We start from the raw sequence: 24471 nt of genomic DNA, 5'->3' as shown, positions 1-24471 counted from the left end.
TTTATAGGACAAACAAATAAAACGAAATAGCCGTCAACCACTGAAAACGCATTTCCATCAAGCGTGATTATTTTCTTCCTACATCCCAAAAACACGTAAAGCGGGTTTTATTTACCGTCAGCATTAGCTAAACACTCTTAAAATTCTCTAAAAATCAGAATATAAAACTTGTTCTTATTTCATTAATTGACTGTTAAAGCATATTTAACTAAGTGGTATTTACAAAAAAAGTCCCATTCTGTGCTGCTCCCCCCTTTCATCTACAGTGAAATTTCGTTATGGTGCGCTAACTTAAGCCAAAACTTTATGCATGTTCCGAGGTGTAAATGCGCCCTATCATCAAATCCAACAAGCTGGATAGCGTTTGCTATGACATCCGCGGCCCAGTGCACAAGGAAGCCAGACGTTTAGAAGACGAGGGTCATCGGATCCTCAAACTTAACATTGGTAATCCTGCCCCCTTCGGTTTCGAAGCACCGGAGGAAATTGTGCGCGATGTGATCCTTAATCTACCCAGTGCGCAAGGCTACTGTGAGTCAAAAGGATTATTCTCTGCCCGTAAGGCCATAGTGCAGCATTATCAAGCCCAAGGGATTTTTGGTGTCGATATCGAAGATATCTATATAGGTAACGGTGTCTCAGAACTCATAATGATGGCGATGCAAGGTTTGCTTAACACGGATGATGAGATTTTAATCCCCTCGCCTGACTATCCACTGTGGACGGCGGCGGCCAATCTCGCTGGCGGCAAAGCGGTGCATTATCGTTGTGATGAAGAAGCGGACTGGTTCCCCGATCTCAACGACATTAAAAGTAAGATTTCATCGCGTACCCGCGGTATTGTGCTGATCAACCCAAACAATCCTACAGGCGCGGTTTACAGCAAAGAATTACTGCTGCAAGTGGTTGAGCTTTGCCGTGAACACAGTTTGATTTTATTTGCCGATGAAATTTACGACAAAATTTTGTATGACGAAGCCAAGCATGTTCCTGCGGCTGGCCTGTCGGACGATATTTTAACTGTTACCTTCAATGGTCTATCAAAGGCTTATCGCGCAGCGGGCTTTCGTGTCGGTTGGATGATGTTGTCTGGCAATCTTAAAGCAGCGAAGAGCTATATCGAAGGTTTAGAAATGCTGTCCTCGATGCGCCTGTGTGCAAACGTGCCCAATCAACATGCGATTCAAACCGCGCTCGGTGGCTATCAAAGTATTAACGAGCTGATTTTACCTAAGGGTCGCCTGACAGTTCAACGGGATGCCTGTTACGAGCTGTTGAATCAAATCCCAGGCGTCAGCGTGAAAAAGCCTAAGGGCGCACTCTATGCTTTCCCTAAACTGGATATGAAGAAATTCAATCTGCGGGATGATGAGCGCTTAGTGCTGGATTTACTCAGAGAAAAGAAAATTCTGTTAGTGCACGGCACCGCCTTTAATTGGCCTGAGCCCGACCATTTACGAGTGGTTTTCTTACCCTATAAAGAAGATCTGAAAAAAGCATTTACCGAGTTTGGCGCCTTCCTCGAAAACTATCGGCAGTAGGTTTAGCCTCGACTAACAGTTTGAGTCATAAAGCGATCCTAGTGGTCGCTTTATTTTTAGCGATTTCGACAAATCCTCCACGCTCATACTCACGTGTCACCCAAGGCTGTGATAATCTAAGACTTCATTAGCGTCAATACTGCTTATTCAACTCGTGTCACGTCTTCCAATGCAGCTTGTCGCCTTTCTACTCACTCATTAGCAGGCAAACTAAGAGTCATTTATGTGCCGTTTTTAGAACACGAATGACGCTTATCCAACGCTGGCCCTCGAATTAACAGGAAAACTATGAGTCACTTATTTGCCCATTTAGCTCGAATGAAACTTATCCAACGCTGGCCTTTGATGTACAACGTTCGCACTGAAAATGTTCAAGAACACTCGCTACAAGTTGCCATGGTGGCCCATGCACTGGTGGTCATCAGCAATAAAAAGTTCGGTACGACGCTTGATCCCCATCAAGCCACGAGCCTGGCGATTTTTCACGATGCCAGTGAAATTCTCACGGGTGACTTACCGACGCCGGTGAAATACTTCAATAAAGAAATTGAAGCCGAGTATAAAAAGATTGAGGCGATTGCCGAGCAGCGCATGCTGGATATGGTGCCAGAGGAATTTAAAGAGGATTATCGCAGTCTGTTCATCAGTGATTACGCCGATCCCGTTTACAAGACCATAGTGAAATCCGCTGATACTCTGTGTGCCTATCTTAAATGTCTTGAAGAAAACCGCGCCGGCAACAGTGAATTCAATACCGCCCGTAAACGTCTCGAAGGCATGCTGGCGACAAATCCGGACCCAGCAGTACAGTATTTTATGAACTGCTTTGTGCCCAGTTTCACCTTGAATTTAGACGAAATTAACAAGATGCTTTGATTTTCCACTCTCGCTAGGAATGCATATGACTTCAAGTGTTTGGCAAGAACGCCGTCATGGTGAAGATAAACAACGGCGTAACGATCACCGCAGCCCTTACCAAAGAGACAGGGCGCGTATTCTCCACTCGGCCGCCTTTCGCCGCCTGCAGGCCAAGACCCAAGTGCTCGGCGTTGGCATGAATGACTTCTATCGCACTCGATTAACCCACTCACTCGAAGTCTCGCAAATTGGCACTGGCATAGCCGCCCAGCTCAGACGTAAATATCCACAGCATAAGCAGCTGCTTTGCTCTATGAGCCTATTAGAGTCCCTGTGTTTGGCCCACGATATTGGTCATCCTCCCTTCGGCCATGGCGGCGAAGTGGCATTGAATTACATGATGCGCGACCACGGCGGCTTTGAAGGCAATGGCCAAACTTTTCGAATTCTCTCTAAGCTTGAGCCCTACACGTTAGATTTCGGGATGAACTTGTGTCGGCGTACCATGCTCGGGATTTTGAAATACCCCGCGCCGCACTCGAAGCTATTTGTCGCGGGTGAACATAATGAAATTACCAACCATAGACAGCTCAAACCGTCACAATGGCCGCCGGTTAAGGGCATTTTCGACGATGATAACGACATTTTCGCTTGGGTGCTTGAGCCGCTATCTGAGGCAGACCGCAGTCGTTTTACCTCGACGCAGCAAGGTTCACACCCCGCCCTGCACCACTATCCACATCTGCGCACTCAGTTTAAATCCTTCGATTGCTCGATAATGGAACTGGCAGATGATATCGCCTATGCAGTGCACGATCTCGAAGATGCGATTGTGATGGGCATAGTCACGGCATCGCAGTGGCATCAAGATGTGGCGCCGACACTCACAAACAGCGGCGATGCGTGGATACGACAAGAGCTTGCCGATATTGGCAATAAGCTGTTTTCCCATGAGCATCATCTGCGTAAAGATGCCATAGGCACACTCGTTAATGGCTTTGTCACCGCTATTGTTATCTCAGAAGATGACGTGTTTGAAGAACCTTTATTACGCTTTAATGCGACCTTAGAGCCCGAATTTGCCATTGCGCTCAATGTGCTCAAGCAACTGGTTTATAAATACGTGATCCGTAAACCTGAAATCCAAATGCTCGAATATAAAGGCCAGCAAATTGTGATGGGTTTATTCGAAGCCTTCGCTTCCGATCCCGAGCGTTTACTGCCACTGAACACCCAAGAGCGCTGGCGCGAAAGTGAGCAACAAGGCTTAAACAGCCACAGGGTCTTGGCGGACTATATTTCGGGAATGACCGATGAGTTTGCGGGGCGACTGTATCAACAGCTATTTAGCCCCAAAGCGGGTTCGAATGTGGAACTGAGCAAGGAAATGTAGGCAAGCAGACATTGCGCTGCCCGACTTTCTATGAAGCCAGACCGTTTGTAAATGTGCGAATTTCTATAAAAGCTAGATTTTCTATAGCGCCAGCTATCACAGCCATTCTTTATCAAAGGCTAAAGATGAAAGACAAAAAACCACCTTGCGGTGGTTTTTTATTTTTGTCGCTATTTCAAGCTCGACTTATAAAGCGCCGATGGCGTCTTTACAAAGCTGAGTGATACGATCCCAATCGCCGTGTTCCATTGCATCCGTTGGCGCAATCCAGCTGCCACCAATACAATCGACGTTCTTCAGCGCTAAATAATCTTTATAGCTGCTTGGCGTAATGCCACCTGTTGGGCAGAAGCGAATATCCGCTAGCGGACCCGAGAAGGCTTTCAGTGCATCCACACCACCCGAAGCTTCGGCTGGGAAAAATTTAAAGTGGGTGTAACCAAGCGCCATACCCGTCATCACTTCTGAAATGCTAGCAACGCCTGGGATCAATGGTACAGGACCATGCATACCGGCTTTGAGCAGTTCAACCGTCGCGCCTGGGGTAATAATAAACTGCGCACCAGCGGCAATCGCAAGATCAAGCTGAGCTTCGTTTAAGATAGTACCCGCGCCCACTAAGGCCTCTGGCACTTCTTTGGCGATTTTAGTGATAGCTTCGAGTGCGCAAGGTGTACGCAAAGTCACTTCTAACACACTAATGCCGCCGGCAACCAGTGCTCGCGCTAATGGCACCGCATGTTCAATCTTGTTAATCACCATAACAGGAACAATAGGGCTGCGTTTAAAAATATCTTGTGGCTGTAGTGACCAGTTATTCTCAAGCATTGCGTTATTCTTCCTTTGTATTAATAAAGTTCATCGATGGCATTAGTACAACGCGCACCAGTTTCTGGACTGCTTAGATTGGAACGTAGCGCACTAAATAACTCGCGGCCCATGCCATAACGTGAGCGATGTAAATCGACTGTTCCGGCGGTTCTGGTGGCAAGTTCTGCTTCAGAGACGAGCAGGCTCAGTTCACCTGTTAACGCATCGACACGGATCAAGTCGCCATCTTTGACTTTGGCAATTAAGCCGCCATCTAAGGCTTCCGGCGTCAAGTGAATGGCCGCAGGGACTTTACCCGACGCGCCAGACATACGACCGTCGGTCAGCAGCGCGACTTTAAAGCCCTTGTCCTGAAGCGTGCCTAACAATGGCGTTAATTTATGCAGCTCTGGCATACCATTAGCTTTCGGCCCTTGGCCTTTAACCACAACCACACAATCTCTATCCAGAGCACCTGTTTGGAACAAGGCATCGAGTTTGTTTTGATCGTCAATGACTACAGCGGGCGCTTCAACGACACGGTGTTGTGCTTGTACCGCTGATACTTTAATCACAGCGCGGCCCAAGTTACCTTTCAGTAATTTCAAACCACCATTGCCTTGGAAAGGCGATGCGACTGAAGTTAACACTTCAGTATCTAAACTTGTTGTAGGGCCATCGACCCAGCGCAGTTCACCGTCGAGCAGTTTTGGCTCTTGGGTATAACGGCGTAAACCAAAGCCCGCAACGGTATTCACATCTTCATGCAATAGACCCGCATCAAGTAATTCTTTGATTAAGTACGCCATTCCGCCTGCAGCGTGGAAATGGTTGATATCGGCGTGACCGTTTGGATACACGCGCGCCACTAATGGCACTGCATCGGATAACTCAGAAAAATCATCCCAGTTCACGATAATACCGGCAGCTCTAGCCGCGGCGACGATGTGCATGGTCAAGTTAGTAGAACCGCCGGTAGCCAAAAGTGCCACAATGCCGTTAACCACAGACTTTTCGCTGACCACTTCACCGATTGGGGTATATTGGGTACCCATTTCGGTTAAACGACACACTTGCTTAGCGGCCATCTTGTTTAAGGCTTCACGCAGTGGATCATCTGGATTCACAAATGACGAGCCTGGTAACTGCAGCCCCATCACTTCAAGCATCAGCTGATTCGAGTTTGCCGTGCCGTAGAAGGTACAGGTTCCTGCACTGTGGTAAGACTGAGCTTCAGCTTCTAACAGCTGCGCACGATCCACTTTACCTTGGGCAAATTGCTGACGAATACGGGCTTTTTCTTTGTTCGGGATACCTGATTTCATCGGCCCAGCAGGCACGAATAACATAGGTAAGTGACCAAAGCTTAAGGCGCCGATAAGTAAACCTGGAACGATTTTATCGCAAATGCCGAGCAGTAAAGCGCCATCAAACATGTTGTGAGACAAGCCCACAGCCGTTGCCATAGCAATCACTTCACGACTCAGTAAGCTCAATTCCATACCGGGTTGACCTTGAGTCACACCGTCACACATGGCCGGAACACCGCCCGCCACTTGTGCAACACTGCCGACTTCCTGACAGGCTTTTTTAAGCAATTCAGGATAGCTTTCATAGGGTTGGTGCGCAGATAACATGTCGTTAAATGCCGTCACTATGCCGATGTTCGCCTTATTCAATTGACGCAATGCATTTTTGTCGTCTGGATTACAGGCGGCAAAACCATGGGCTAAGTTGCCACAGCTCAATGAGCTACGGTGTACACCATGGTTACGGGCATCATTCAATGCGGCGAGATAACCTTCACGTGACGCTTTGCTACGGGCAATAATTCTGTCGGTAACAGCTTGAACTACTGAGTGCATCTTGACTCCTTAAGCGCTCCAGAACACATCAACGGGCGTTTTACGCTGCGCTAATACGGCTCTGATAGGCATAGCATGGACATCATCACTTTCTAACGCTTGACGATATACGGATAATTTCTGTTCCCCGACCAAGTGCAGATAAATTTGTCTGCTGTTCAGAATCGCACTCTTAGAGAGCGTTATTCTGCCGTGAGGCGCTGTGGTGGGGTTAGTCGCCACGCACAGGGCTTGGGTTGTGAGCGCATTTTCAAGCTCAGCGCTACAGGGAAACCAAGAACAAGTATGACCATCGTTACCCATGCCTAATACCACCACATCAAAAGGACGAGGGAAATTAGACAAAGACTCGGCGGCCATATCGGCGCCCGCTTCTGCGGTCGAAAACATGTTTTTTAAACCGCGGAATTTGGCATTCGACGCACGGTTTTGTAATAAATGTTCACGCACTATACGTTCATTAGAAGCATCGGCGTCGGCTTCAACCCAGCGCTCATCGGCGAGAGTGATATAAACATCACTCCAATCGATGGACTTCATGCTCAATAGTTGAAATAACTTAAGCGGCGTCGAACCACCGGAAACCACTAAGCTCGCTTTTCCGCGGGCATCAACGGCTTCCTGTAACTGGCTCGCAATCTTGCTGGCCAGTTGCTGTTCTAACGCACTTGGCGTATCGAAAGATTTGAATACGGTTTCTTTAATCATCAAAGTCTCCTACTCGTCCCACGAACGGCCATCTTTGGTGATCAAAGCAACTGACGCAACTGGACCCCAAGTACCCGCAGGATAAGGTTTTGGTTTTTCGTTGCTTTGTTCCCACGATTGGATAATGCCATCCACCCAAGTCCATGCCTGCTCGACTTCATCGCGGCGCACGAACAGTGCTTGATTACCGAGCATAGCTTCGAGTAATAGACGCTCGTAGGCATCGGCGATACGTTCATTTTTGAAGGTATCGGAGAAGCTCAAATCGAGTTTAGTGGTTTGTAGACGTTGTTTTTGCTCCAAACCTGGTACTTTGTTCATCATCTGGATTTCAACCCCTTCATGGGGCTGCAGACGAATAGTCAGCTTGTTAGGTGGCAGATTACGGTAGCTTGAGCGATACAAGTTATGCGGTGGGTTTTTGAAATACACCACAATTTCAGAGCTCTTAAACGGCATACGTTTACCGCTACGTAAATAGAAAGGCACGCCCGCCCAACGCCAGTTGTCGATATCCACACGAATAGCCACGAAGGTTTCTGTGTGTGATTGAAGGTTGGCGCCTTCCTCTTCTAAATAACCCGGTACTGGGCTGCCTTTTAAGAAGCCCGCACTGTACTGACCGCGTACGGTATTTTCATACACATTGTCAGAATTAATCGGACGCAGTGATTTAAGCACTTTGACTTTTTCATCACGGATGCTGTCAGCGTCTAAGTTGACTGGTGGATCCATAGCAACGAGCGTTAACACTTGTAGCAAATGGTTTTGGATCATGTCGCGCATCTGACCCGCTTTGTCGAAATAACCCCAACGGCCTTCAATACCCACTTCTTCAGCGACTGTGATCTGGACGTGATCAATCGTACGGTTGTCCCACTTAGAGGCAAATAAAGAGTTAGCAAAACGCAGCGCAATCAAGTTCTGTACGGTTTCTTTACCTAAGTAATGGTCGATACGGTAAACCTGTCGTTCTTTGAAGTAAGCGGAAACTTGATCATTGATAACGCGAGAAGAGTCTAAATCTGAGCCGATTGGCTTTTCGAGCACCACACGTGAATCTGGGTGGATAAGATCTTGTTCATGCAAACAACGGCAAATGTCGCCGAATATGGCAGGTGGCGTAGCAAAGTAACTGACCATGACGCGCTCTTCTGGTTTGAGCAGTTCATGGAAGGCACTGTAGCCCGCTGAATCGGTAAAGTTAGTGCCTATATAGTGGCAGCGGGACAGGAAACGTTGGAGAGTCTCTTCGCACAAAGGCTCTTTCACGAAGGTGTTTAATGCAAGCGTGACTAATTCGATAAACTCATCTTGAGTAAACTCGTCTTTCGCGACACCGATCACTTTCGTATCTTTATCGAGAAGTTCAGCTTTATCTAGCTGGTATAAAGAAGGTAACAACTTGCGTCGTGCCAAATCGCCTTTAGTACCAAAGAGTACGAAGTCACAAGCTTTGGCGCCTGATGTTGTTTTGCCCATTGCGTTACGATCTCCTTTGTATGTCGTGTCCCTTCATGTCGATGAAGAAATCCACACTTTTGTTGTAATATAACAACAGAATTTGTTAAATGCATCTATTTTTATAAATATTAACATTCTAGCTAACTAGGCACTTACAGCATTAATCTGATATGCTTTTTGTGCTTAAATTACTGAAGGTAGTAAAGTCTTATTTCAAAATTGTACTGAAAAGTTACTACATAGAGTCTCTTTGTGGGCCGCCAGCCTTGATCTGTCCCCACAAAACAAAAATAAATAAAATTACATTCTCAATTTAGCGGACATACGCGTATGAATACCCTAGAAAAGGTTCAAAAAAGCCTCACCCATTTTAGTAAATCAGAACGCAAAGTTGCAGAGGTGATCTTAGCATCACCACAGACAGCTATACATTCTAGCATCGCCACACTGGCTAAGATGGCAGATGTCAGTGAACCTACTGTGAATCGTTTCTGCCGCCGCTTAGATACTAAAGGCTTCCCTGATTTTAAGTTACATCTAGCGCAAAGTCTTGCGAACGGTACTCCTTATGTGAGCCGCCACGTTGAAGAAGATGATTCGACTGAGTCGTATACAACAAAAATCTTCGAATCTTCAATGGCTTCACTTGATACCGCACGTCAAAGTTTAGATATTTCAGCCATAAACAAAGCGGTTGATATACTCACTCAAGCTAAGACTATTTCCTTTTTTGGCTTAGGCGCATCCGCTTCTGTTGCCCATGACGCCCAAAATAAATTCTTCCGCTTTAATGTGCCTGTCATCTGTTTTGACGATGTTCTAATGCAACGCATGAGCTGTATCAACAGCAATGAAGGTGATGTTGTTGTATTAATTTCCCACACAGGCCGCACTAAGTCATTGATTGAGATAGCACGTTTAGCAAGAGAAAACGGTGCAGCTGTGATTGGTATTACCGCCCGCAACTCGCCTTTGTCGATGGAATGTACGCTGCCCGTGACAATGGAAGTGCCAGAGGATACCGACATGTATTTACCTATGGCCTCGCGTTTAGCCCAATTAGTCACTATAGATGTATTAGCAACCGGCTTTACCTTACGCAGAGGTCCACGTTTCCGCGATAATTTGAAACGGGTGAAAGAGGTGTTAAAAGAGTCTCGCATCAATAAAGATCCGATACTGTAACTCACTTCCTTTTCTAAAAATGGCTAGTGTTGATCCTTAACCTAGCCATTTATCGTGCAAATATCAGCGATATCTCACAATTTTCATACATAACTTTAGATCAATTTGATTGTAACTTTACTACATAATCTGGAATTGCATGGTAATATAGGCCCAAGATTTTTTTAACTTTAACGGAGTATCCTTATGTTCCGCAGAACCAAAATCGTCACCACTCTAGGTCCCGCTACCGATCGTGATGATAATCTACGCCGCATCATCGCGGCAGGTGCAAACGTTGTACGTCTTAATTTCTCCCACGGTTCCCCTGAAGATCACTTAAAACGAGCCACTCAAGCGCGCGAAATCGCTAAAGAGTTGGGCGTTCATGTGGCTATTCTGGGTGACTTACAAGGCCCTAAAATCCGCGTTTCTACTTTCAAAGACAATAAGAAAGTGCAACTGGTGTTAGGTCAAGCCTACGTGCTTGATGCCGAATTAGCAAAAGGTGAAGGCGACGAGACCCAAGTGGGTATCGATTACAAGCAATTGCCTGACGATGTGACTGTTGGCGATATCTTGATGTTAGATGATGGCCGTGTTCAATTACGTGTTGAGCGTGTTGAAGGCCGTAAAGTGCACACCACAGTGACAGTGGCTGGCCCTTTATCTAACAACAAAGGTATTAACAAGCAAGGCGGCGGACTTTCTGCTGCGGCGCTGACCGAAAAAGACAAAGCTGACATTCTGACTGCGGCATTGATCCAAGTGGATTATTTAGCCGTTTCGTTTCCACGCAGTGGTGCTGATTTAGATTACGCCCGTGATCTTGCCCGTCAAGCCGGTTGCAATGCCTTAATCGTGGCTAAAGTTGAACGCGCTGAAGCCGTTGCGACCGATGCGGCTATGGATGATGTGATCTTAGCATCTGACGTTGTCATGGTTGCCCGTGGTGACTTAGGTGTTGAAATTGGTGATGCTGCACTCGTTGCAGTGCAGAAGAAGTTAATCGCCCGTTCACGCCAACTGAATAAAGTCGTCATCACCGCCACTCAGATGATGGAATCGATGATTTCAAGTCCAATGCCAACCCGCGCCGAAGTAATGGACGTGGCGAACGCAGTGCTTGATGGTACCGATGCTGTGATGTTATCAGCTGAAACCGCTGCCGGTGACTTCCCAGAAGAAACCGTTAAGGCAATGGCAAACGTCTGTGTTGGCGCTGAATCTCACCCAAGTGTGATTGTGTCTAAGCATAGATTAGATGTGCGTTTCACTTCAGTTGAAGAAACGATTGCACTATCGACTATGTATGCGGCTAACCACCTTGAAGGCGTTAAGGCGATTATTGCTTTGACTGAATCGGGTGCGACTCCACAGTTGATGTCACGCATCAGTTCTGCACTGCCGATCTTAGGTTTATCACGTCACGCAACAACCCTAGCCAAAATGGCCTTGTACCGCGGCGTGTTACCAATCTACTTCGATTCAACTATCCACCCAGCCGATGAGCTAGCGCAAAAAGCGTTAGAAGCATTAACTGCTGCAGGTTATTTGAATAGTGGTGATATGGTGCTGATGACCAAAGGCGATGCAATGGAAACGATTGGCGGCACTAACACCTGTAAAGTGTTGATCGTTGCTTAAGTTACTTAAGCTTCTTCTAACAACTAAAGCGCGTTAGAAAAAAGCCAATAAAAAACCACCTCATGAAGGTGGTTTTTTTATATCTGCAGTTCTCTGTAAATGCTGTTATCTGTAAATGCTGTTCTCTGTAAATGCTGTTATCTGTAAGTGCTGATTTCTGTTGGTGCTAATTTGCCGTTCTCTCATTGCTGAGGGAAATCTCAGCGGTCCTATCTCGCACAAGCGGAGTAATCATTGAACTTAATACCGCTTAGACCAGACCGCACTAACATTAAACGCTCACATCAAACACTAGCAATCATTATAACGCTTCGAAATCATTCACATTAATTGCCGCTAAGCGCAGCTTATCAGCATGCTGCAATTTTTGCTCTTCATCGGCAGTAATAACACCTGTCTCGAGTGCTTTTGCAAACAAGACGAGATTAGGCACTTTGGCTGGCAGTTCACCGGCACGCTGCGCTTTCTTTAGTTTTTTATAAATATCTTTACAGGCATATTGCGCAACAAACGCTTGCTCAACTTCCGCAATACCGCCCTTATCTCCTTCAAATTCAGGACATAGGAAGGTAATACGGTCACGAGCAGGGCCAGGCTTCAACATGCCGCCGACTAAATCGGTCGCCATTTTGTCGCTCGGCGCATTGAAGTGATTACCCAGCGGGAAGATTAAGCCGCGCAGTAACCATGCCACAGGACGACTCGGGAAGTTACGAATCGTGTCTTCCAGTGCTTTCGCCGCTAAGTGCAAACGATTGGCCATTACGTAACGTACCGCGGGTAAATCGTCCTGTTGACGGCCATTGTCTTCAAATAGCTTCAAGGTTGCTGAGCCTAAATACAACTGGCTGAGCACATCACCCATACGTGCCGACAGCATTTCTTTGCGTTTTAAATCGCCACCCATGATCAGCATTGATAAATCCGTCATTAAGGCTAATGCAGATGAAATACGCGACATATCTTTATAGTACTGCTTAGTTTCACCGCTCACTGGCGCACTGCCAAAACGGCTACCACTTAAGGCACTAAACAACGCACTGAAAGCATTACGCGTGGCATAACCCATGTGGCCCATTAATAGCGCATCAAAACGCTCTAAGGCTTCATGTTGGTTCTCCATCGCTGCGGCTTCCATTTCGGCAAGCACGTAAGGATGGCAGCGAGTCGCACCTTGACCAAAAATCATCAAGGAGCGGGTTAGAATGTTCGCACCTTCCACAGTGATCGAAATTGGATTCGACATATAAGGGTGGCCTAAATAGTTTTTAGGTCCTAATTGAATGCCCTTACCCGATTGAATATCCATGGCATCGTTCATCACAGAACGGCCTAACTCAGTCATGTGGTACTTAGCAATCGCAGTCACAACCGAAGGTTTAACTTTAAGATCGATACCTGTAGTGGTTAAACGACGTGCGGCTTCCAACTGGTAAGTGTTGGCAATAATACGTGCCAGCGCTTCTTGCACCCCTTCAAACTGGCCAATCGCCATACCAAACTGATGACGCACATAACTGTAAGCCGTTGTCGTCTTCGTCGCCATGTGACCAGAAGCCGTTGCCAGTGCAGGTAATGAAATACCGCGGCCCGCCGACAAACACTCAACCAGCATACGCCAGCCTTTACCAGCAAATTCAGGGCCACCGATAATCCAATCCAGCGGGATAAACACTTCTTTACCTTGGGTAGTGCCGTTCATAAACGCCATACCTAGCGGATTATGACGACGACCAATAACCACTCCAGGATGATCCGTTGGGATCAACGCACAGGTAATGCCTAAATTTTTCTTATCGCCAAGCAGACCTTCTGGATCGCGCATTTGGAACGCTAAACCCAGAACCGTCGCTACAGGCGCCAGCGTGATATAACGCTTATCCCAAGTGAGTTTTAGCCCAAGTATTTCTTCGCCATTGAAGGTATCACGGCACACAATACCCACATCCGGGATAGCGCCAGCATCACTGCCCGCTTCTGGACCGGTTAACGCAAAACAAGGAATTTCATCGCCTTTAGCTAAAGCGGGTAACCAACGTTCTTTCTGCTCGCTCGTACCATAATGGGTCAACAACTCACCAGGGCCTAAAGAGTTCGGCACCATGACAGTCACAGCAGCGCTTACGCTACGGCTGGCTAATTTGCTGACAATGGTAGAGTTAGCATAGGCAGAGAAATCTTTACCACCGAATTTCTTCGGAATAATCAGGGCGAAGAAGCCTTCTTTCTTGAAGTATTCCCACAACTCTGGCGGTAAATCTTTACGGTTATGCACTATGTCGAAATCATCGATCATCGTCAGGGCTGTCATGACTTGATTATCGATAAAGTCTTTTTCTTCAGCGGTCAGCGTCGGCTTACCGTAGCTGTGCAAGGTATTCCAGTTAGGATTTCCGCGGAATAACTCCCCTTCCCACCAGACATCACCAGCTTCCATCGCTTCGCGCTCGGTATCTGAAAGTGGCGGCAAGACCTTCTTGAAAAAACTAAAAACTGGGCGGGTAATAAACTGCATCCGGATATTTTTCACCGCAAACAACACGACAATGGCTATCAGGGCAAGAATTATAATCGTCAACATTATCAAGACCTTTTAATTAAGAAGAAACGGGGACTGATACGCCAGCCGCCATGTATGGGATCACTTTACGGATCACGGCTTCGATGTCGTTATGCTCACCAAACTCAGCAGCAGCGATATCGTTTAGGGCATCGGCGGACGCCATAGTGAATACGATAGTGCCTAAGGTAAAGTGTAAACGCCAAAACATTTCAGCGGGTGGAATATGTGGCGCACTGGCCGACACGGCTTTAACAAAAGCATCGAGATGCTGGCCGTAATGGGTAGTGATAAACCAACGTAAATGTCCTTGGCTTTCGATATAGCCACGGCCTAAAAGCTGCAGGAAGATCGTGGTGCCTTCGGTACGTAGCGCGTTTAAATCCAATAAAGGATCGACCAGCGAAGACAAAATTTCTTCGAGTGTTGCTTGTGCTGGCGCGGCATTTAAGCGATTAATTTGGTTTGAAGCCGCAGGCATAAACACGTCTAAATAACGCGCTAATACTGCACGGATCAGCTCTTTTTTAGAACCAAAGTGATAATTGACCGATGCTAAATTCACCTCAGCCTTACTGGTGATGAGTCGCAACGAGGTCTCAGAAAAGCCCCGTTCGGCGAACAGTTTTTCTGCGGCATCAAGTATTCTAGTTTTTGTATCGGATCGACTTGCCATTCCGTGACCTTGAATTAATTTAAAACACTCGTTTAAATTAAACATTGGCACCACGGATGTCAAACTAAAATTGGACAAATTCGCCGCTTTCTAGCCTGCATTCAAGCCGTATATGGAACATCTGCGAAATAAGTGTAACCAACAAGCCCATTAACCCTTATGCAATACACCTTAGCTTTAGGTAAACTGTGTAACACAAAAACAACAAGGACAAGTAGACATGGTTATTTCATTAAATCGTCGCAGTAAAATCGCCCTCACAGTCGCCTTAACGCTGGGATTAACGGCCTGTAATGATGCACAAAGCAAAACCGACAAGCCCGCTAGCACTGAAGCGGCTGTCATCAATACCGCGCCAGATAAAGCACAAGTCATTGCTTTTATTAACGATGCTGAAGCCAAAATGGCTGAATTATCGATTGAATCTAATCGCGCCGAGTGGATTTACAGTAACTTTATTACCGATGATACTGCGGCCCTGTCTGCCGCGGTAGGTGAAAAGGTCAGCGCAGCGTCGATAACATTTGCAACAGAGGCGGCTAAGTACGCCAATGTGCAACTCGATCCCGTTAATGCCCGTAAGCTCAATATCCTACGCAGTGCGTTAGTGTTACCCGCCCCGCTCGATCCTGCGAAAAATACCGAGCTTGCGCAAATTAGCTCAGAGTTAAATGGCTTATACGGCAAAGGAAAGTACTGTTTTGCCGACGGTAAGTGTATGACCCAGCCTGAGCTATCGAGCTTGATGGCCGAATCACGGGATCCCGCAACCTTACTAGAAGCATGGAAAGGCTGGCGTGAAATCGCCAAACCTATGCGTCCCTTGTTTCAACGTGAAGTGGAACTGGCCAATGAAGGCGCGAAGGATCTTGGTTATGCCAACCTGTCTGAGCTATGGCGCAGTCAATATGATATGAAACCCGATGATTTTTCACAGGAACTCGATCGTCTTTGGGGCCAAGTGAAACCCCTTTATGAGTCCTTGCACTGTTACGTACGCGGTGAACTCAATAAAGATTACGGCGATAGCATCGCACCAACCACAGGACCGATCCCGGCCCATTTGCTCGGTAACATGTGGGCCCAGCAATGGGGCAATGTGTATGACTTAGTCGCCCCTGACAATGCCGACCCGGGTTACGATGTCACTGAGCTACTGGCAAAAAATGGTTATGACGAGCATAAAATGGTGAAACAAGCCGAAGGCTTCTTCACGTCTCTAGGATTTGCACCATTGCCAGAAAGTTTTTGGGCACGTTCTCTATTTGTTCAGCCAAAGGATCGTGATGTGGTTTGCCACGCTTCGGCATGGGATCTCGATAATCTCGACGATATTCGCATAAAAATGTGTATCCAAAAGACCGCCGAAGACTTTAGCGTGATCCACCACGAACTTGGACATAACTTCTATCAACGCGCTTATAAGCAGCAACCATTCCTGTTTAAAAACAGCGCCAACGATGGTTTCCATGAAGCGATTGGTGACACGATTGCGCTGTCGATCACCCCAAGCTACTTAAAACAGATTGGCTTATTAGACGAAGTACCTGATGCCTCTAAGGACATTGGCCTCTTACTGAAGCAAGCTTTAGATAAAATCGCCTTCTTACCCTTTGGTCTGATGATAGATCAGTGGCGCTGGAAAGTGTTTAGCGGCGAAATCACACCCGCCCAATATAACCAAGCATGGTGGGATCTCAGGGAAAAATACCAAGGCGTAAAAGCACCGACGAAGCGCAGCGAAGCTGACTTTGATCCAGGCGCTAAATACCATGTGCCAGGCAATGTGCCTTACACCCGCTACTTCCTCGCGCATATTCTGCAATTCCAGTTCCATCAAGCGCTATGTGAAACTGCGGGCGATAAAGGTCCGGTTCATAGATGCAGTATCTATGGCAATCAAGCTGCGGGAGAGAAACTCAATAAGATGCTCGAGTTAGGTTTAAGTAAGCCATGGCCTGAAGCATTGAAAGAAGTCACTGGCAAAGAAACCATGGATGCCAAAGCTGTGCTCGATTACTTCGCGCCACTTAAAACATGGTTAGATGAGCAAAATACCGCCGCAAATCGCCAATGTGGTTGGTAATGACGCGTTAAGTCATTACCCAATTGCATAAAGCAAAATGCCCAACGAGATTGGGCATTTTTATTCCTGCTTGTTATTCAATACTTTTTATCAAATACTGGGCCTGTTTTGGTCTAACGCAAACCCATGCCTTTACGATTGGCTTCACGGTTTTCAAGCTTTAGCTGTTCAGACTTAGTTAACATCACATACAGCGCCCCAGTGCCGCCCTGCTCAGTTTTCGCCGAATGATAGGCCAGCACCATATCCAGTTGTGATAACCAACAACACACAGCTGATTTGAGTAATCCAGCAAAGGGTCGACTCTGATAACCTTTACCGTGGATCAACATCACACACCGCTCACCGTGCGCCTGCGCTGCCAGTAAGTAGTTGAGTACGGCCTCGCGAGCTTGATTAAGCCGATAGGCATGTACATCAAGCTCCATCTTGATACTGTATTGCCCCATGCGTAACCGCTTGAAAACGCCGCCTTGTACCCCTTCACGTTTAAAGCTGACAATCTCATCCGGCGCTTGCTGCACAAACGCTTTTAAATCCAGTGGCATACACGCTAAATAAGCTTCCCTTTGTAAGGCATCGCGTCTGTGGATTTGCTCCGCAGTTAACGCTTTTGGCGCGAAACTCACCGCAGGCATGTCGCCTTTTAGTGGCACAACTCCAGCCATTTCCTCAAAAAACAGTGCTGATTCATCATCCAGCATGGCAAGCTCCTTTACTTCACACTCTTGTACAGAAACACACTTTGTAATCATTCAAGGCTTTAGTTCAGCGGGCGGCTCCATTATAGTGACGCCATGATTGCCAGATTAGAATAAAGTAATGAAATTTTTGCCGCTAGTCCTGATGTGCCTATTGTCGCTACCAAGCTTAGCCAATCCAGCTAAAACGCATACAAAATCCACCGATGATCAATTGATCAACGCTAATTATCCTTTATTTATTAGCGCTTTTAATCAATTGTCCCCTGAAGTGACCCGTGAGATTTATGCCGATGACGCTAGCTACTTGTCTGAGAGTCAAAGTAAAGAAATTTACTATGGCCGAGATAATATCGTCGCGATTTACAAGAAATTTTTCGATAAAATCCGTGCGAAGAAAGCCACTATCGACGTCGATTTTCGCATCACCAAGCGTAAAATTATCGGCGATGGAGCCATAGATACTGGCTATTATTTGGTTCGATTTTACCCAGCAAAAGAAACGGGCGAACCTGTGAGTGAATTTGCAGGCAAATTTGCCATTGGTACAGAAAAAGTGTCCGCGACCCAATGGAAAGTGAGCTTAGACACGAATAATCGTGCAGAACCTAGCTATTACCTGAATGCGAAACCTGTGCCTAACTTGTATTATGGTCGCCAGTTCCCGCCTTTACCTGCGGGTAAGAAGCTGCCCTAAGTTTTGTGCTGACGCTAATTAACGCATTCAGATACATGCTTAATGCATTAAAATGAAAGTATAATGCGTTAGAATAAAAGCCTAATTTATTTAAATAAATCATCATTTAATCGATATCGCAAAGAAAACATGATTACAACTGAACAAAGCTGCCCCTGTGGCAGTGGTAAACGCTATCAAGATTGCTGCAATCCACTGCATATTCATGTCGATTCTGGGCAAGTCGTTGCGCAAACGCCCGAGGAACTCATGCGCTCACGTTACTGCGCATTTGTGTTGAAAAATTTTGATTACATTTTGAAAACACATCATCCCGAGTACCTAAACGGCCTCACTTTAGCAAGTTTGAATACTGGCCCTCACCCACATTGGCTAGGACTAGAAGTACTCAACAGCAGTGAAACACCCGCCCACAACTCTCAAGCTGCGAATCAAGCAATCGCGGAGCCAAGACATGGCAATGTGACGTTTAAGGCTTGGTACAAACTCGAAGGTGAAATTGATGCTATCTATGAGCGTTCGGAATTTATCTATCAAACGGGCCGCTGGTATTACAGCCAAGGCCAGCAAATGACGGCGAAGTTACCCGGCAGAAATGATGCTTGCGTTTGCCATAGCGGTAAAAAATTCAAACAATGCTGCTTAAAATCCCTCTGAGTTGAAGTCATAAGCTGTTGCTATGAGCATTCAGCGCAAAATTGTGCTGAAGGATTACAGTAATGGTTTATAGCGCTGATTTAACAAGCATAGAGATTAAAAATAAAAACAGGCTAGGTTTATGCTCTAGATGTGTAGGTTAGATGTGTATGCTAGATGCGTAATCTAAGTTAGCAATCTTGCCTGCCCTTACTTTAATCGAAAGTTATCAAGAGTCATCGCGAGTTATCGAAAACAGCGGTTTATAAGCTGCTAACACCAGCTTAGTGGGTCAAAACTGAAGGGCTTTTGGCCGACAAGATAAATTGTGCAAACTCAGGCTCCCGTAATGCAGGACTGTAGAGATAACCCTGCGCCTGATGGCAAAAGCTTTTCGCTAAAAAGGCTTCTTGCTCAAGGGTTTCAACCCCTTCTGCCGTCAAGGAGATATTCAAGGCACTCGCCATGGCGATAATGGCTGACACAATTTCGCGGCTTTCGCGACTTACGGTGAGATCTGAAATAAACGACCGATCTATTTTGAGTTTACTGATCGGGAACTGCTTCAAATACCGCATAGAGCTGTAACCCGTACCAAAATCGTCAATCGCGAGCCCCACGCCTAATTCAGCCAATTCTTGGCATAACAGCGTCGCATGGCGAATGTCGCCCATCAACTCAGTTTCAGTGATTTCTAAAATTAACGTCTTAGGTTTCAATCGATAACGAGTTAATAGCTGCCACACCTGCTCGAATAAATTGCCACTAAAAAACTGACGGGCCGACACATTCACGTGCATTGTCATGTCCGCGTTATGGTGTTGCCATAGGTTTAACTGGCGACATGCGGCCTCTAACACCCAGCTGCCGATGGAATTAATCATCCCCGATTGCTCGGCAATATCGATAAAAGATGCGGGAAATAACACGCCTCTTTTAGGGTGATGCCAACGGATTAAAGCTTCAGCGCCAATATAGGTATTCTGCTCTAAATCCCTCAGTGGCTGATAATAAAGCTCAAACTGACGGCCACGGATGGCACTGTGTAAATCGCGCTCTATCTGTGCATCTTCTTTAAATGCGCTCAATAAAGTGCTGTTAAACACTTGGATTGCTGTGCCCTTTTTCTTTTTAGCATACTGAACGGCAATATCGGCACAGGTTAACGGAGCAAACAAACTCGCCACCGAGGCGATATCAACCACAGCTAAGGCAGGCTTGGGCTCGACTTGTTCGCGACCGATTAAGATAGGCATAGTCAGATGCTGATACAGACGCGTACTAAAGTAGTCGAGATCGTATACCGCGTTATCATCGGTCAGCAGCACGGCAAATTCATCGCTGCCGACACGGGCAATTTCGGTGGCTTTATTGATCTCGGAGAAATGTTTCAAACGGCGGGCAATTTCAATCAATAAGCTATCGCCATTCTCATGCCCATAGGTATCGTTAAACCGTTTAAATCCTACTAAATCAACTAACAACAACAGTCCCTTATTGGTACGTTCAAGCACTCGATTAAAGTGGGTGCGGTTATGTAGCCCCGTTAATCCACAGCGCCAAGCGAGGCGTTCAAGCTCTAACTTGTAGTTGTGCTCATCTGTATTTTCCTCACACGAGACCAAGGCATAATGATTGCCACGGTCGGTAATAAATTGGCTCAGCACATATGTCAGCCAATAGCGGCTACCATCGGCACGGCTAAACTGCGCTTCGCCTTTGGCAATCTCGCCCCTAAAAATCTGCGCTAGGGTTTGCTCGGCTAATTGGGCATGCTGCTTAAAAAAAGCCAATTCACGGATATTTGCGCCGATTATCTGCTCACGGGGCATGCCAGTGATTTCACTGTGCGCCTGATTCACATACTCGACTTTTTCAGTATGCAAATTAATGAGCATGCTGATCTGCCGCGATTGCTCCGTCGCACAGCGAAACAAGCTCAGTCTTTCTTCTTTGTCGTAGCTGTGTTTTGTCGCTAAGGTCAGAGCTAATTGATCGGCCATCTGGCACGCGAGGTGGATTTCGCTATCGTGCCAATGGGGAGTAAATTGCGCCCGCTCGATGCAGAGCACACCTTCCAGACGACCATTGATGCGAATGGCGATGTCGAGACTCGAATTGATGTGCCGCGGGATAAAGTAGCACTCTGCCAATTCACTTAAACGGGGATCGGTCAGCGTATTGCCAGCATCGATATGTCTCAGGGTTTTAAGCTCGTGCACATAACGGGGACAAGCTTGTAATAGTTTAGGCCTACGAATGTCTTGCAACATCATAGAACCAAATTGTGCAACGAGTGTTTGGGTTTGTTGATCAGCTGAAAACGTCCACACTGACACCAAAGAAACCGCTAAATTCTGGCACAACAACTCTGTGGCTAACTCTGCTGTCTTGGTGAAATCGCCCTGCTGTTTTGCAGTTGACTGAACCAAAGACTCCAATAAATGCTGATGCTGACGTCGCTTCACGCTGATTCCCTACAAAACTTCGTGTTGGGCTAAAGGTCTTTGCTACGCGCAAACGTAGCTTGAAATGTGCAATTAAGCTGATTGAATTATTCTCATTTGGAGGCAGATTACACTATCTATTGTAAGCGCAGCAACATGTGGCACAATTTATTACAATTCAGTTAACAACTGCAGCATTTTTAGACAGTTAAAACGATTAAGTTCGAACTCTATCCGCTAAAAGTGCTGCACAAAAACTTATAAACCGTTTTCCAATTGGAAAATCATTTTCTCGGCGCTCACACCAAAGGTCAGCAGTAAATCGATACCCGCCGCCGTGGTCACAAACTCAGTTTGTACTTCAGCAAATCGAGCTTGGGCACGGCTCGCCATACTTTCTGCATCTGTTTGCGCGCTATCGCCAACAAAATTTAACGTCAATAAGGTATCGTGTTCATCAATGACGGCGCCGATATCGACAAAACTGCCACAATCGGTGCAAGTGTCATTTACGGTCGGACTCTGTGCTTCTATTATGCCTTTCATCTGTATTCCTTATTTATAAAGCGACTGATTAACGGCATCACTAAATTATGCTCGCTAATTTATTTACGCGGTAAGTGGCTAACTCGATAGGTTAATCAGAATTATAGGTAATTAAGCCTCAAGATAACTGGCTTTAGCTCACGCTTATTTACTGAAATGGCGCAGATTGACTCGATTGGTATTGAAGATCACTTGCTGGAAATGGGTCACTAGGCAGAAGCGAGCAGAGGCACCAGATTACGTTGGATTGCCAATTGATCGGCAAAATGCATGATTTCGACCTTAGGCGCGCTGAGTTGGCCCCTCTGCCTGAGCTGGGTGACATGATCACAGTTACTCAGGGCCTCGGCCATTGCAACGCTCACACCGCCTCGGATCACTAAGGCTTCAGGTCGCAGTGCCTGCTGTAATTGAAATGCCCGCGAACCTTGGGCCATAAAAATACTGCTGTTATCGACTACTGGTTCGGCAGAAGATAAATCCGCCATTAAGCTTTGCTGCGGTGGCAACTCGAACTGACGCTGTAATTTTTGCGCCATATCGAGCTCGTTTTGCCATTGAAATTGCGCCATGTCCCTTGCGTCAACGGACAGTAACGACAGCAACAGGGCGAATTCACCCCGTCTGTCGTTTTCTATCGCCGCGTTTAAGCGGGTGCCAATTTGGGCTTCGTTGACTAAAGGAACATCAATTTGCATAAAAAAACATCGTCAAAACAATTCGTTGTTAGTTAATCGACCATTTGATGCATAACTTTAGGAAAATTTTTAAATTGGGTATTTACATGCAAAAGGTTTCTGACTACTATGGCGGCCGCAATTGAGGAGGGGTTCCCGAGTGGCCAAAGGGATCAGACTGTAAATCTGACGGCTCAGCCTTCGAAGGTTCGAATCCTTCTCCCTCCACCATTTGCACTGTAAGTTTGTGAGTGTTGTTCGAAAATGATGTAGAGTTTTACAAAAGCGTTAAAGGTATTTGTGGAGGGGTTCCCGAGTGGCCAAAGGGATCAGACTGTAAATCTGACGGCTCAGCCTTCGAAGGTTCGAATCCTTCTCCCTCCACCATCTTTATCTCTAACGCAGATCATCATTTTCAAGTACCAAACATGGCCAATGTTTAGTTCAGTTTTAAAAGTAAAGAAAGTTTGTGGAGGGGTTCCCGAGTGGCCAAAGGGATCAGACTGTAAATCTGACGGCTCAGCCTTCGAAGGTTCGAATCCTTCTCCCTCCACCATTTCTTTCATTATCTATACCCCTCTTGTTCAATTTCCGTTTTGTCTATTCCAGTTTTATCTGCCATAGCTTCATCTATCCCTTTTGTTCTGATTACATTCTTTGTATTAAACTGCACTTCTGTTTAAAGCCATCTTTGTTTGAAGACATCTTTTAGTTCACGATATTTGTCTTTAACATCAATCACGCCTCGCGCGACTTCAAGCTAATGCCCCCAAGCGAGTAACGCCAAGCAGATCCAATAAAACCGCTTTGCCCGCCCCTGTGATATGCTCTAAAAATGATCCCTTTCGAAGTGACTATGATGATATCTAACACAATTCAACCGCCAGTGGACTCACACAGCGCTCACACACTCTGCCCAACGTGGGAAGCCCATGCGATAGGCAAGATTGAAGCGGATTTTCAGCGCAGCGCCGATACCCATCTGATTAAACTTGAATTACCTATGCTCGATGGCATAGATATTTATCTTAAAGATGAAAGTACCCACCCAACAGGCAGCTTAAAGCATCGCCTCGCCCGCTCACTCTTCCTCTATGCCCTGTGTAACGGCTGGATTAAGCAAGGTACGCCCATTATCGAATCCTCATCGGGCAGCACAGCGATTTCTGAAGCCTATTTTGCCCGCTTACTCGGTTTACCTTTTATTGCCGTAATGCCTAAAAGCACGGCTAAAAAGAAGATTGAACAGATCACTTTCTATGGCGGCCAATGTCATTTTGTCGATCATTCCAGTGAGATTTACGCCGAATCGGCACGCCTCGCCGCAGAGCTTGGCGGCCATTATATGGATCAATTCACCTACGCCGAGCGCGCGACCGACTGGCGCGGTAATAATAATATCGCCAATTCGATTTTCAATCAGATGGAGCGCGAGCCACACACTATCCCGCGTTGGATAGTGATGAGTCCGGGCACAGGCGGCACATCGGCGACCATAGGCCGTTACATTCGCTATCAAAGGTTGGCGACCCAGCTTTGCGTGGTCGATCCGCAAAACTCGGTGTTTTTTGATTTCTATCAGAGCGGCGATGCCAGCTTAACCTGTTGCAATGGCAGTAAGATTGAAGGCATAGGTCGACCAAGAGTTGAGCCATCCTTTATTCCTGGCGTTGTCGATACTATGCTGCAAATCCCCGACGCAGCTTCCGTAGCGACAATTCATTGGTTAGAACAACTGATTGGCCGTAAAACCGGCGCATCGACGGGCACTAACCTGTACGGTGCATTGCAACTTGCCGTACAAATGCAAGCGCGCGGAGAGCAAGGCTCAATCGTAACCCTAATTTGTGATTCGGGTGAGCGTTATCTCGATACTTATTACGATGCTGATTGGATTGCGGCTAATATTGGTGATATTGCCCCCTATCAGCGCCAACTTGCGGCATTCAATCATTTTGGTCAACTAAGCGAGCTTGATTAACCGACTCGATTAAA

Annotated in this window: 19 protein-coding genes and 3 tRNA genes; 12 read left to right on the top strand and 10 right to left on the bottom strand. The window is 46.5% G+C overall.

Features of this window, described 5'->3' with window-relative positions; genetic code table 11:
• The first annotated feature begins 326 nt into the window (after positions 1–326).
• From FW758_RS10005 to FW758_RS09995, 3 genes are all read left to right on the top strand, one after another.
• Complete coding sequence (locus FW758_RS10005; protein WP_006081570.1) at positions 327–1541, top strand: pyridoxal phosphate-dependent aminotransferase; 1215 nt, start codon at positions 327–329, stop codon at positions 1539–1541.
• Positions 1542–1829: 288 nt separating this feature from the next.
• Positions 1830–2417: a 5'-deoxynucleotidase gene (yfbR, locus tag FW758_RS10000; protein ID WP_446445298.1), complete on the top strand. Its 588-nt coding sequence runs from the start codon at positions 1830–1832 to the stop codon at positions 2415–2417.
• 25 nt (positions 2418–2442) lie between these two features.
• Positions 2443–3792, top strand: a complete 1350-nt coding sequence (locus FW758_RS09995; RefSeq protein ID WP_259522774.1) for an anti-phage deoxyguanosine triphosphatase — start codon at positions 2443–2445, stop codon at positions 3790–3792.
• Positions 3793–3978: 186 nt separating this feature from the next.
• Here the strand turns inward: FW758_RS09995 and FW758_RS09990 are convergent, their stop codons facing one another.
• Genes FW758_RS09990 through zwf form a run of 4 tightly spaced genes read right to left on the bottom strand, consistent with a single transcriptional unit; the run spans position 3979 to position 8657 of the window.
• Positions 3979–4620: a bifunctional 4-hydroxy-2-oxoglutarate aldolase/2-dehydro-3-deoxy-phosphogluconate aldolase gene (locus FW758_RS09990; RefSeq protein WP_006081567.1), complete on the bottom strand. Its 642-nt coding sequence runs from the start codon at positions 4618–4620 to the stop codon at positions 3979–3981.
• Positions 4621–4640: 20 nt separating this feature from the next.
• Positions 4641–6467 (bottom strand): phosphogluconate dehydratase, encoded by a 1827-nt coding sequence (edd, locus tag FW758_RS09985; RefSeq protein WP_446445297.1) that lies wholly within the window; start codon positions 6465–6467, stop codon positions 4641–4643.
• Between the two features lie 9 nt (positions 6468–6476).
• Positions 6477–7175, bottom strand: coding sequence for a 6-phosphogluconolactonase (gene pgl / locus FW758_RS09980; protein ID WP_446445296.1), 699 nt, complete (start codon positions 7173–7175; stop codon positions 6477–6479).
• Between the two features lie 9 nt (positions 7176–7184).
• On the bottom strand, positions 7185–8657 hold the full coding sequence (gene zwf, locus FW758_RS09975) for a glucose-6-phosphate dehydrogenase (RefSeq protein WP_006081564.1): 1473 nt from the start codon (positions 8655–8657) through the stop codon (positions 7185–7187).
• A gap of 312 nt (positions 8658–8969) precedes the next feature.
• Here zwf and FW758_RS09970 point away from each other — a divergent pair, with 312 nt between their 5' ends.
• Both FW758_RS09970 and pyk read left to right on the top strand, forming a co-directional pair.
• A complete protein-coding gene (locus FW758_RS09970) occupies positions 8970–9824 on the top strand; it encodes a MurR/RpiR family transcriptional regulator (RefSeq protein WP_006081563.1) in 855 nt (284 codons plus the stop codon).
• 186 nt (positions 9825–10010) lie between these two features.
• Positions 10011–11450, top strand: a complete 1440-nt coding sequence (pyk, locus tag FW758_RS09965) for a pyruvate kinase (RefSeq protein ID WP_006081562.1) — start codon at positions 10011–10013, stop codon at positions 11448–11450.
• A 301-nt stretch (positions 11451–11751) separates the two neighbouring features.
• Here pyk and FW758_RS09960 read toward each other — a convergent pair whose 3' ends face one another.
• Both FW758_RS09960 and FW758_RS09955 read right to left on the bottom strand, forming a co-directional pair.
• The gene (locus tag FW758_RS09960; protein WP_446445295.1) at positions 11752–14031 is read right to left on the bottom strand and encodes an acyl-CoA dehydrogenase; all 2280 of its coding nucleotides are present in this window, start codon (positions 14029–14031) and stop codon (positions 11752–11754) included.
• Between the two features lie 16 nt (positions 14032–14047).
• Positions 14048–14686 (bottom strand): TetR/AcrR family transcriptional regulator, encoded by a 639-nt coding sequence (locus FW758_RS09955; protein ID WP_006081559.1) that lies wholly within the window; start codon positions 14684–14686, stop codon positions 14048–14050.
• 220 nt (positions 14687–14906) lie between these two features.
• Between FW758_RS09955 and FW758_RS09950 the strand changes: the two genes are divergently transcribed.
• Positions 14907–16772, top strand: coding sequence for a M2 family metallopeptidase (locus FW758_RS09950; RefSeq protein ID WP_446445294.1), 1866 nt, complete (start codon positions 14907–14909; stop codon positions 16770–16772).
• Between the two features lie 113 nt (positions 16773–16885).
• On the opposite strand, the gene smrA is transcribed toward FW758_RS09950, so the two are convergent.
• Entirely contained in the window at positions 16886–17476 is a 591-nt protein-coding gene (gene smrA, locus FW758_RS09945; protein ID WP_259585775.1) for a DNA endonuclease SmrA, read from the bottom strand.
• A 118-nt stretch (positions 17477–17594) separates the two neighbouring features.
• Here smrA and FW758_RS09940 point away from each other — a divergent pair, with 118 nt between their 5' ends.
• Both FW758_RS09940 and FW758_RS09935 read left to right on the top strand, forming a co-directional pair.
• On the top strand, positions 17595–18170 hold the full coding sequence (locus tag FW758_RS09940) for a YybH family protein (protein WP_259585772.1): 576 nt from the start codon (positions 17595–17597) through the stop codon (positions 18168–18170).
• A gap of 129 nt (positions 18171–18299) precedes the next feature.
• On the top strand, positions 18300–18827 hold the full coding sequence (locus tag FW758_RS09935) for a YchJ family protein (protein ID WP_259585769.1): 528 nt from the start codon (positions 18300–18302) through the stop codon (positions 18825–18827).
• Between the two features lie 263 nt (positions 18828–19090).
• Here FW758_RS09935 and FW758_RS09930 read toward each other — a convergent pair whose 3' ends face one another.
• The 3 genes from FW758_RS09930 to FW758_RS09920 form a co-directional block, all read right to left on the bottom strand.
• The gene (locus tag FW758_RS09930; RefSeq protein ID WP_446445293.1) at positions 19091–21274 is read right to left on the bottom strand and encodes a putative bifunctional diguanylate cyclase/phosphodiesterase; all 2184 of its coding nucleotides are present in this window, start codon (positions 21272–21274) and stop codon (positions 19091–19093) included.
• A 237-nt stretch (positions 21275–21511) separates the two neighbouring features.
• Positions 21512–21799 carry a DUF406 family protein gene (locus FW758_RS09925; RefSeq protein WP_063884401.1) on the bottom strand — a complete coding sequence of 96 codons (288 nt, stop codon included), beginning with the start codon at positions 21797–21799 and terminating at the stop codon, positions 21512–21514.
• A 209-nt stretch (positions 21800–22008) separates the two neighbouring features.
• On the bottom strand, positions 22009–22497 hold the full coding sequence (locus FW758_RS09920; protein WP_446445292.1) for a VC2046/SO_2500 family protein: 489 nt from the start codon (positions 22495–22497) through the stop codon (positions 22009–22011).
• Positions 22498–22622: 125 nt separating this feature from the next.
• Here FW758_RS09920 and FW758_RS09915 point away from each other — a divergent pair.
• From FW758_RS09915 to FW758_RS09900, 4 genes are all read left to right on the top strand, one after another.
• Positions 22623–22707: transfer RNA gene (locus tag FW758_RS09915), tRNA-Tyr, on the top strand.
• A 71-nt stretch (positions 22708–22778) separates the two neighbouring features.
• Positions 22779–22863, top strand: a tRNA-Tyr gene (locus FW758_RS09910).
• Positions 22864–22947: 84 nt separating this feature from the next.
• A tRNA-Tyr gene (locus FW758_RS09905) sits at positions 22948–23032 on the top strand.
• A 279-nt stretch (positions 23033–23311) separates the two neighbouring features.
• Positions 23312–24457, top strand: a complete 1146-nt coding sequence (locus tag FW758_RS09900) for a PLP-dependent cysteine synthase family protein (protein WP_446445291.1) — start codon at positions 23312–23314, stop codon at positions 24455–24457.
• The last annotated feature ends 14 nt before the right edge of the window (positions 24458–24471 follow it).

The organism is Shewanella sp. 1180_01 (assembly GCF_052850535.1).
Note: the sequence above shows the minus strand (reverse complement) of the source record. Positions and strands in the feature narration are given on the sequence as shown.

Coding starts and splice junctions, on each gene's coding strand:
- FW758_RS10005 (WP_006081570.1), top strand. CDS start 327: ATGCGCCCTATCATCAAATCCAACAAGCTGGATAGCGTTTGCTATGAC.
- pyk (WP_006081562.1), top strand. CDS start 10,011: ATGTTCCGCAGAACCAAAATCGTCACCACTCTAGGTCCCGCTACCGAT.
- FW758_RS09925 (WP_063884401.1), bottom strand. CDS start 21,799: ATGAAAGGCATAATAGAAGCACAGAGTCCGACCGTAAATGACACTTGC.
- FW758_RS09990 (WP_006081567.1), bottom strand. CDS start 4,620: ATGCTTGAGAATAACTGGTCACTACAGCCACAAGATATTTTTAAACGC.
- FW758_RS09900 (WP_446445291.1), top strand. CDS start 23,312: ATGATCCCTTTCGAAGTGACTATGATGATATCTAACACAATTCAACCG.
- FW758_RS09920 (WP_446445292.1), bottom strand. CDS start 22,497: ATGCAAATTGATGTTCCTTTAGTCAACGAAGCCCAAATTGGCACCCGC.
- FW758_RS09970 (WP_006081563.1), top strand. CDS start 8,970: ATGAATACCCTAGAAAAGGTTCAAAAAAGCCTCACCCATTTTAGTAAA.
- FW758_RS09940 (WP_259585772.1), top strand. CDS start 17,595: ATGAAATTTTTGCCGCTAGTCCTGATGTGCCTATTGTCGCTACCAAGC.
- smrA (WP_259585775.1), bottom strand. CDS start 17,476: ATGCTGGATGATGAATCAGCACTGTTTTTTGAGGAAATGGCTGGAGTT.
- pgl (WP_446445296.1), bottom strand. CDS start 7,175: ATGATTAAAGAAACCGTATTCAAATCTTTCGATACGCCAAGTGCGTTA.
- yfbR (WP_446445298.1), top strand. CDS start 1,830: ATGAGTCACTTATTTGCCCATTTAGCTCGAATGAAACTTATCCAACGC.
- zwf (WP_006081564.1), bottom strand. CDS start 8,657: ATGGGCAAAACAACATCAGGCGCCAAAGCTTGTGACTTCGTACTCTTT.
- FW758_RS09935 (WP_259585769.1), top strand. CDS start 18,300: ATGATTACAACTGAACAAAGCTGCCCCTGTGGCAGTGGTAAACGCTAT.
- edd (WP_446445297.1), bottom strand. CDS start 6,467: ATGCACTCAGTAGTTCAAGCTGTTACCGACAGAATTATTGCCCGTAGC.
- FW758_RS09950 (WP_446445294.1), top strand. CDS start 14,907: ATGGTTATTTCATTAAATCGTCGCAGTAAAATCGCCCTCACAGTCGCC.
- FW758_RS09995 (WP_259522774.1), top strand. CDS start 2,443: ATGACTTCAAGTGTTTGGCAAGAACGCCGTCATGGTGAAGATAAACAA.
- FW758_RS09955 (WP_006081559.1), bottom strand. CDS start 14,686: ATGGCAAGTCGATCCGATACAAAAACTAGAATACTTGATGCCGCAGAA.
- FW758_RS09960 (WP_446445295.1), bottom strand. CDS start 14,031: ATGTTGACGATTATAATTCTTGCCCTGATAGCCATTGTCGTGTTGTTT.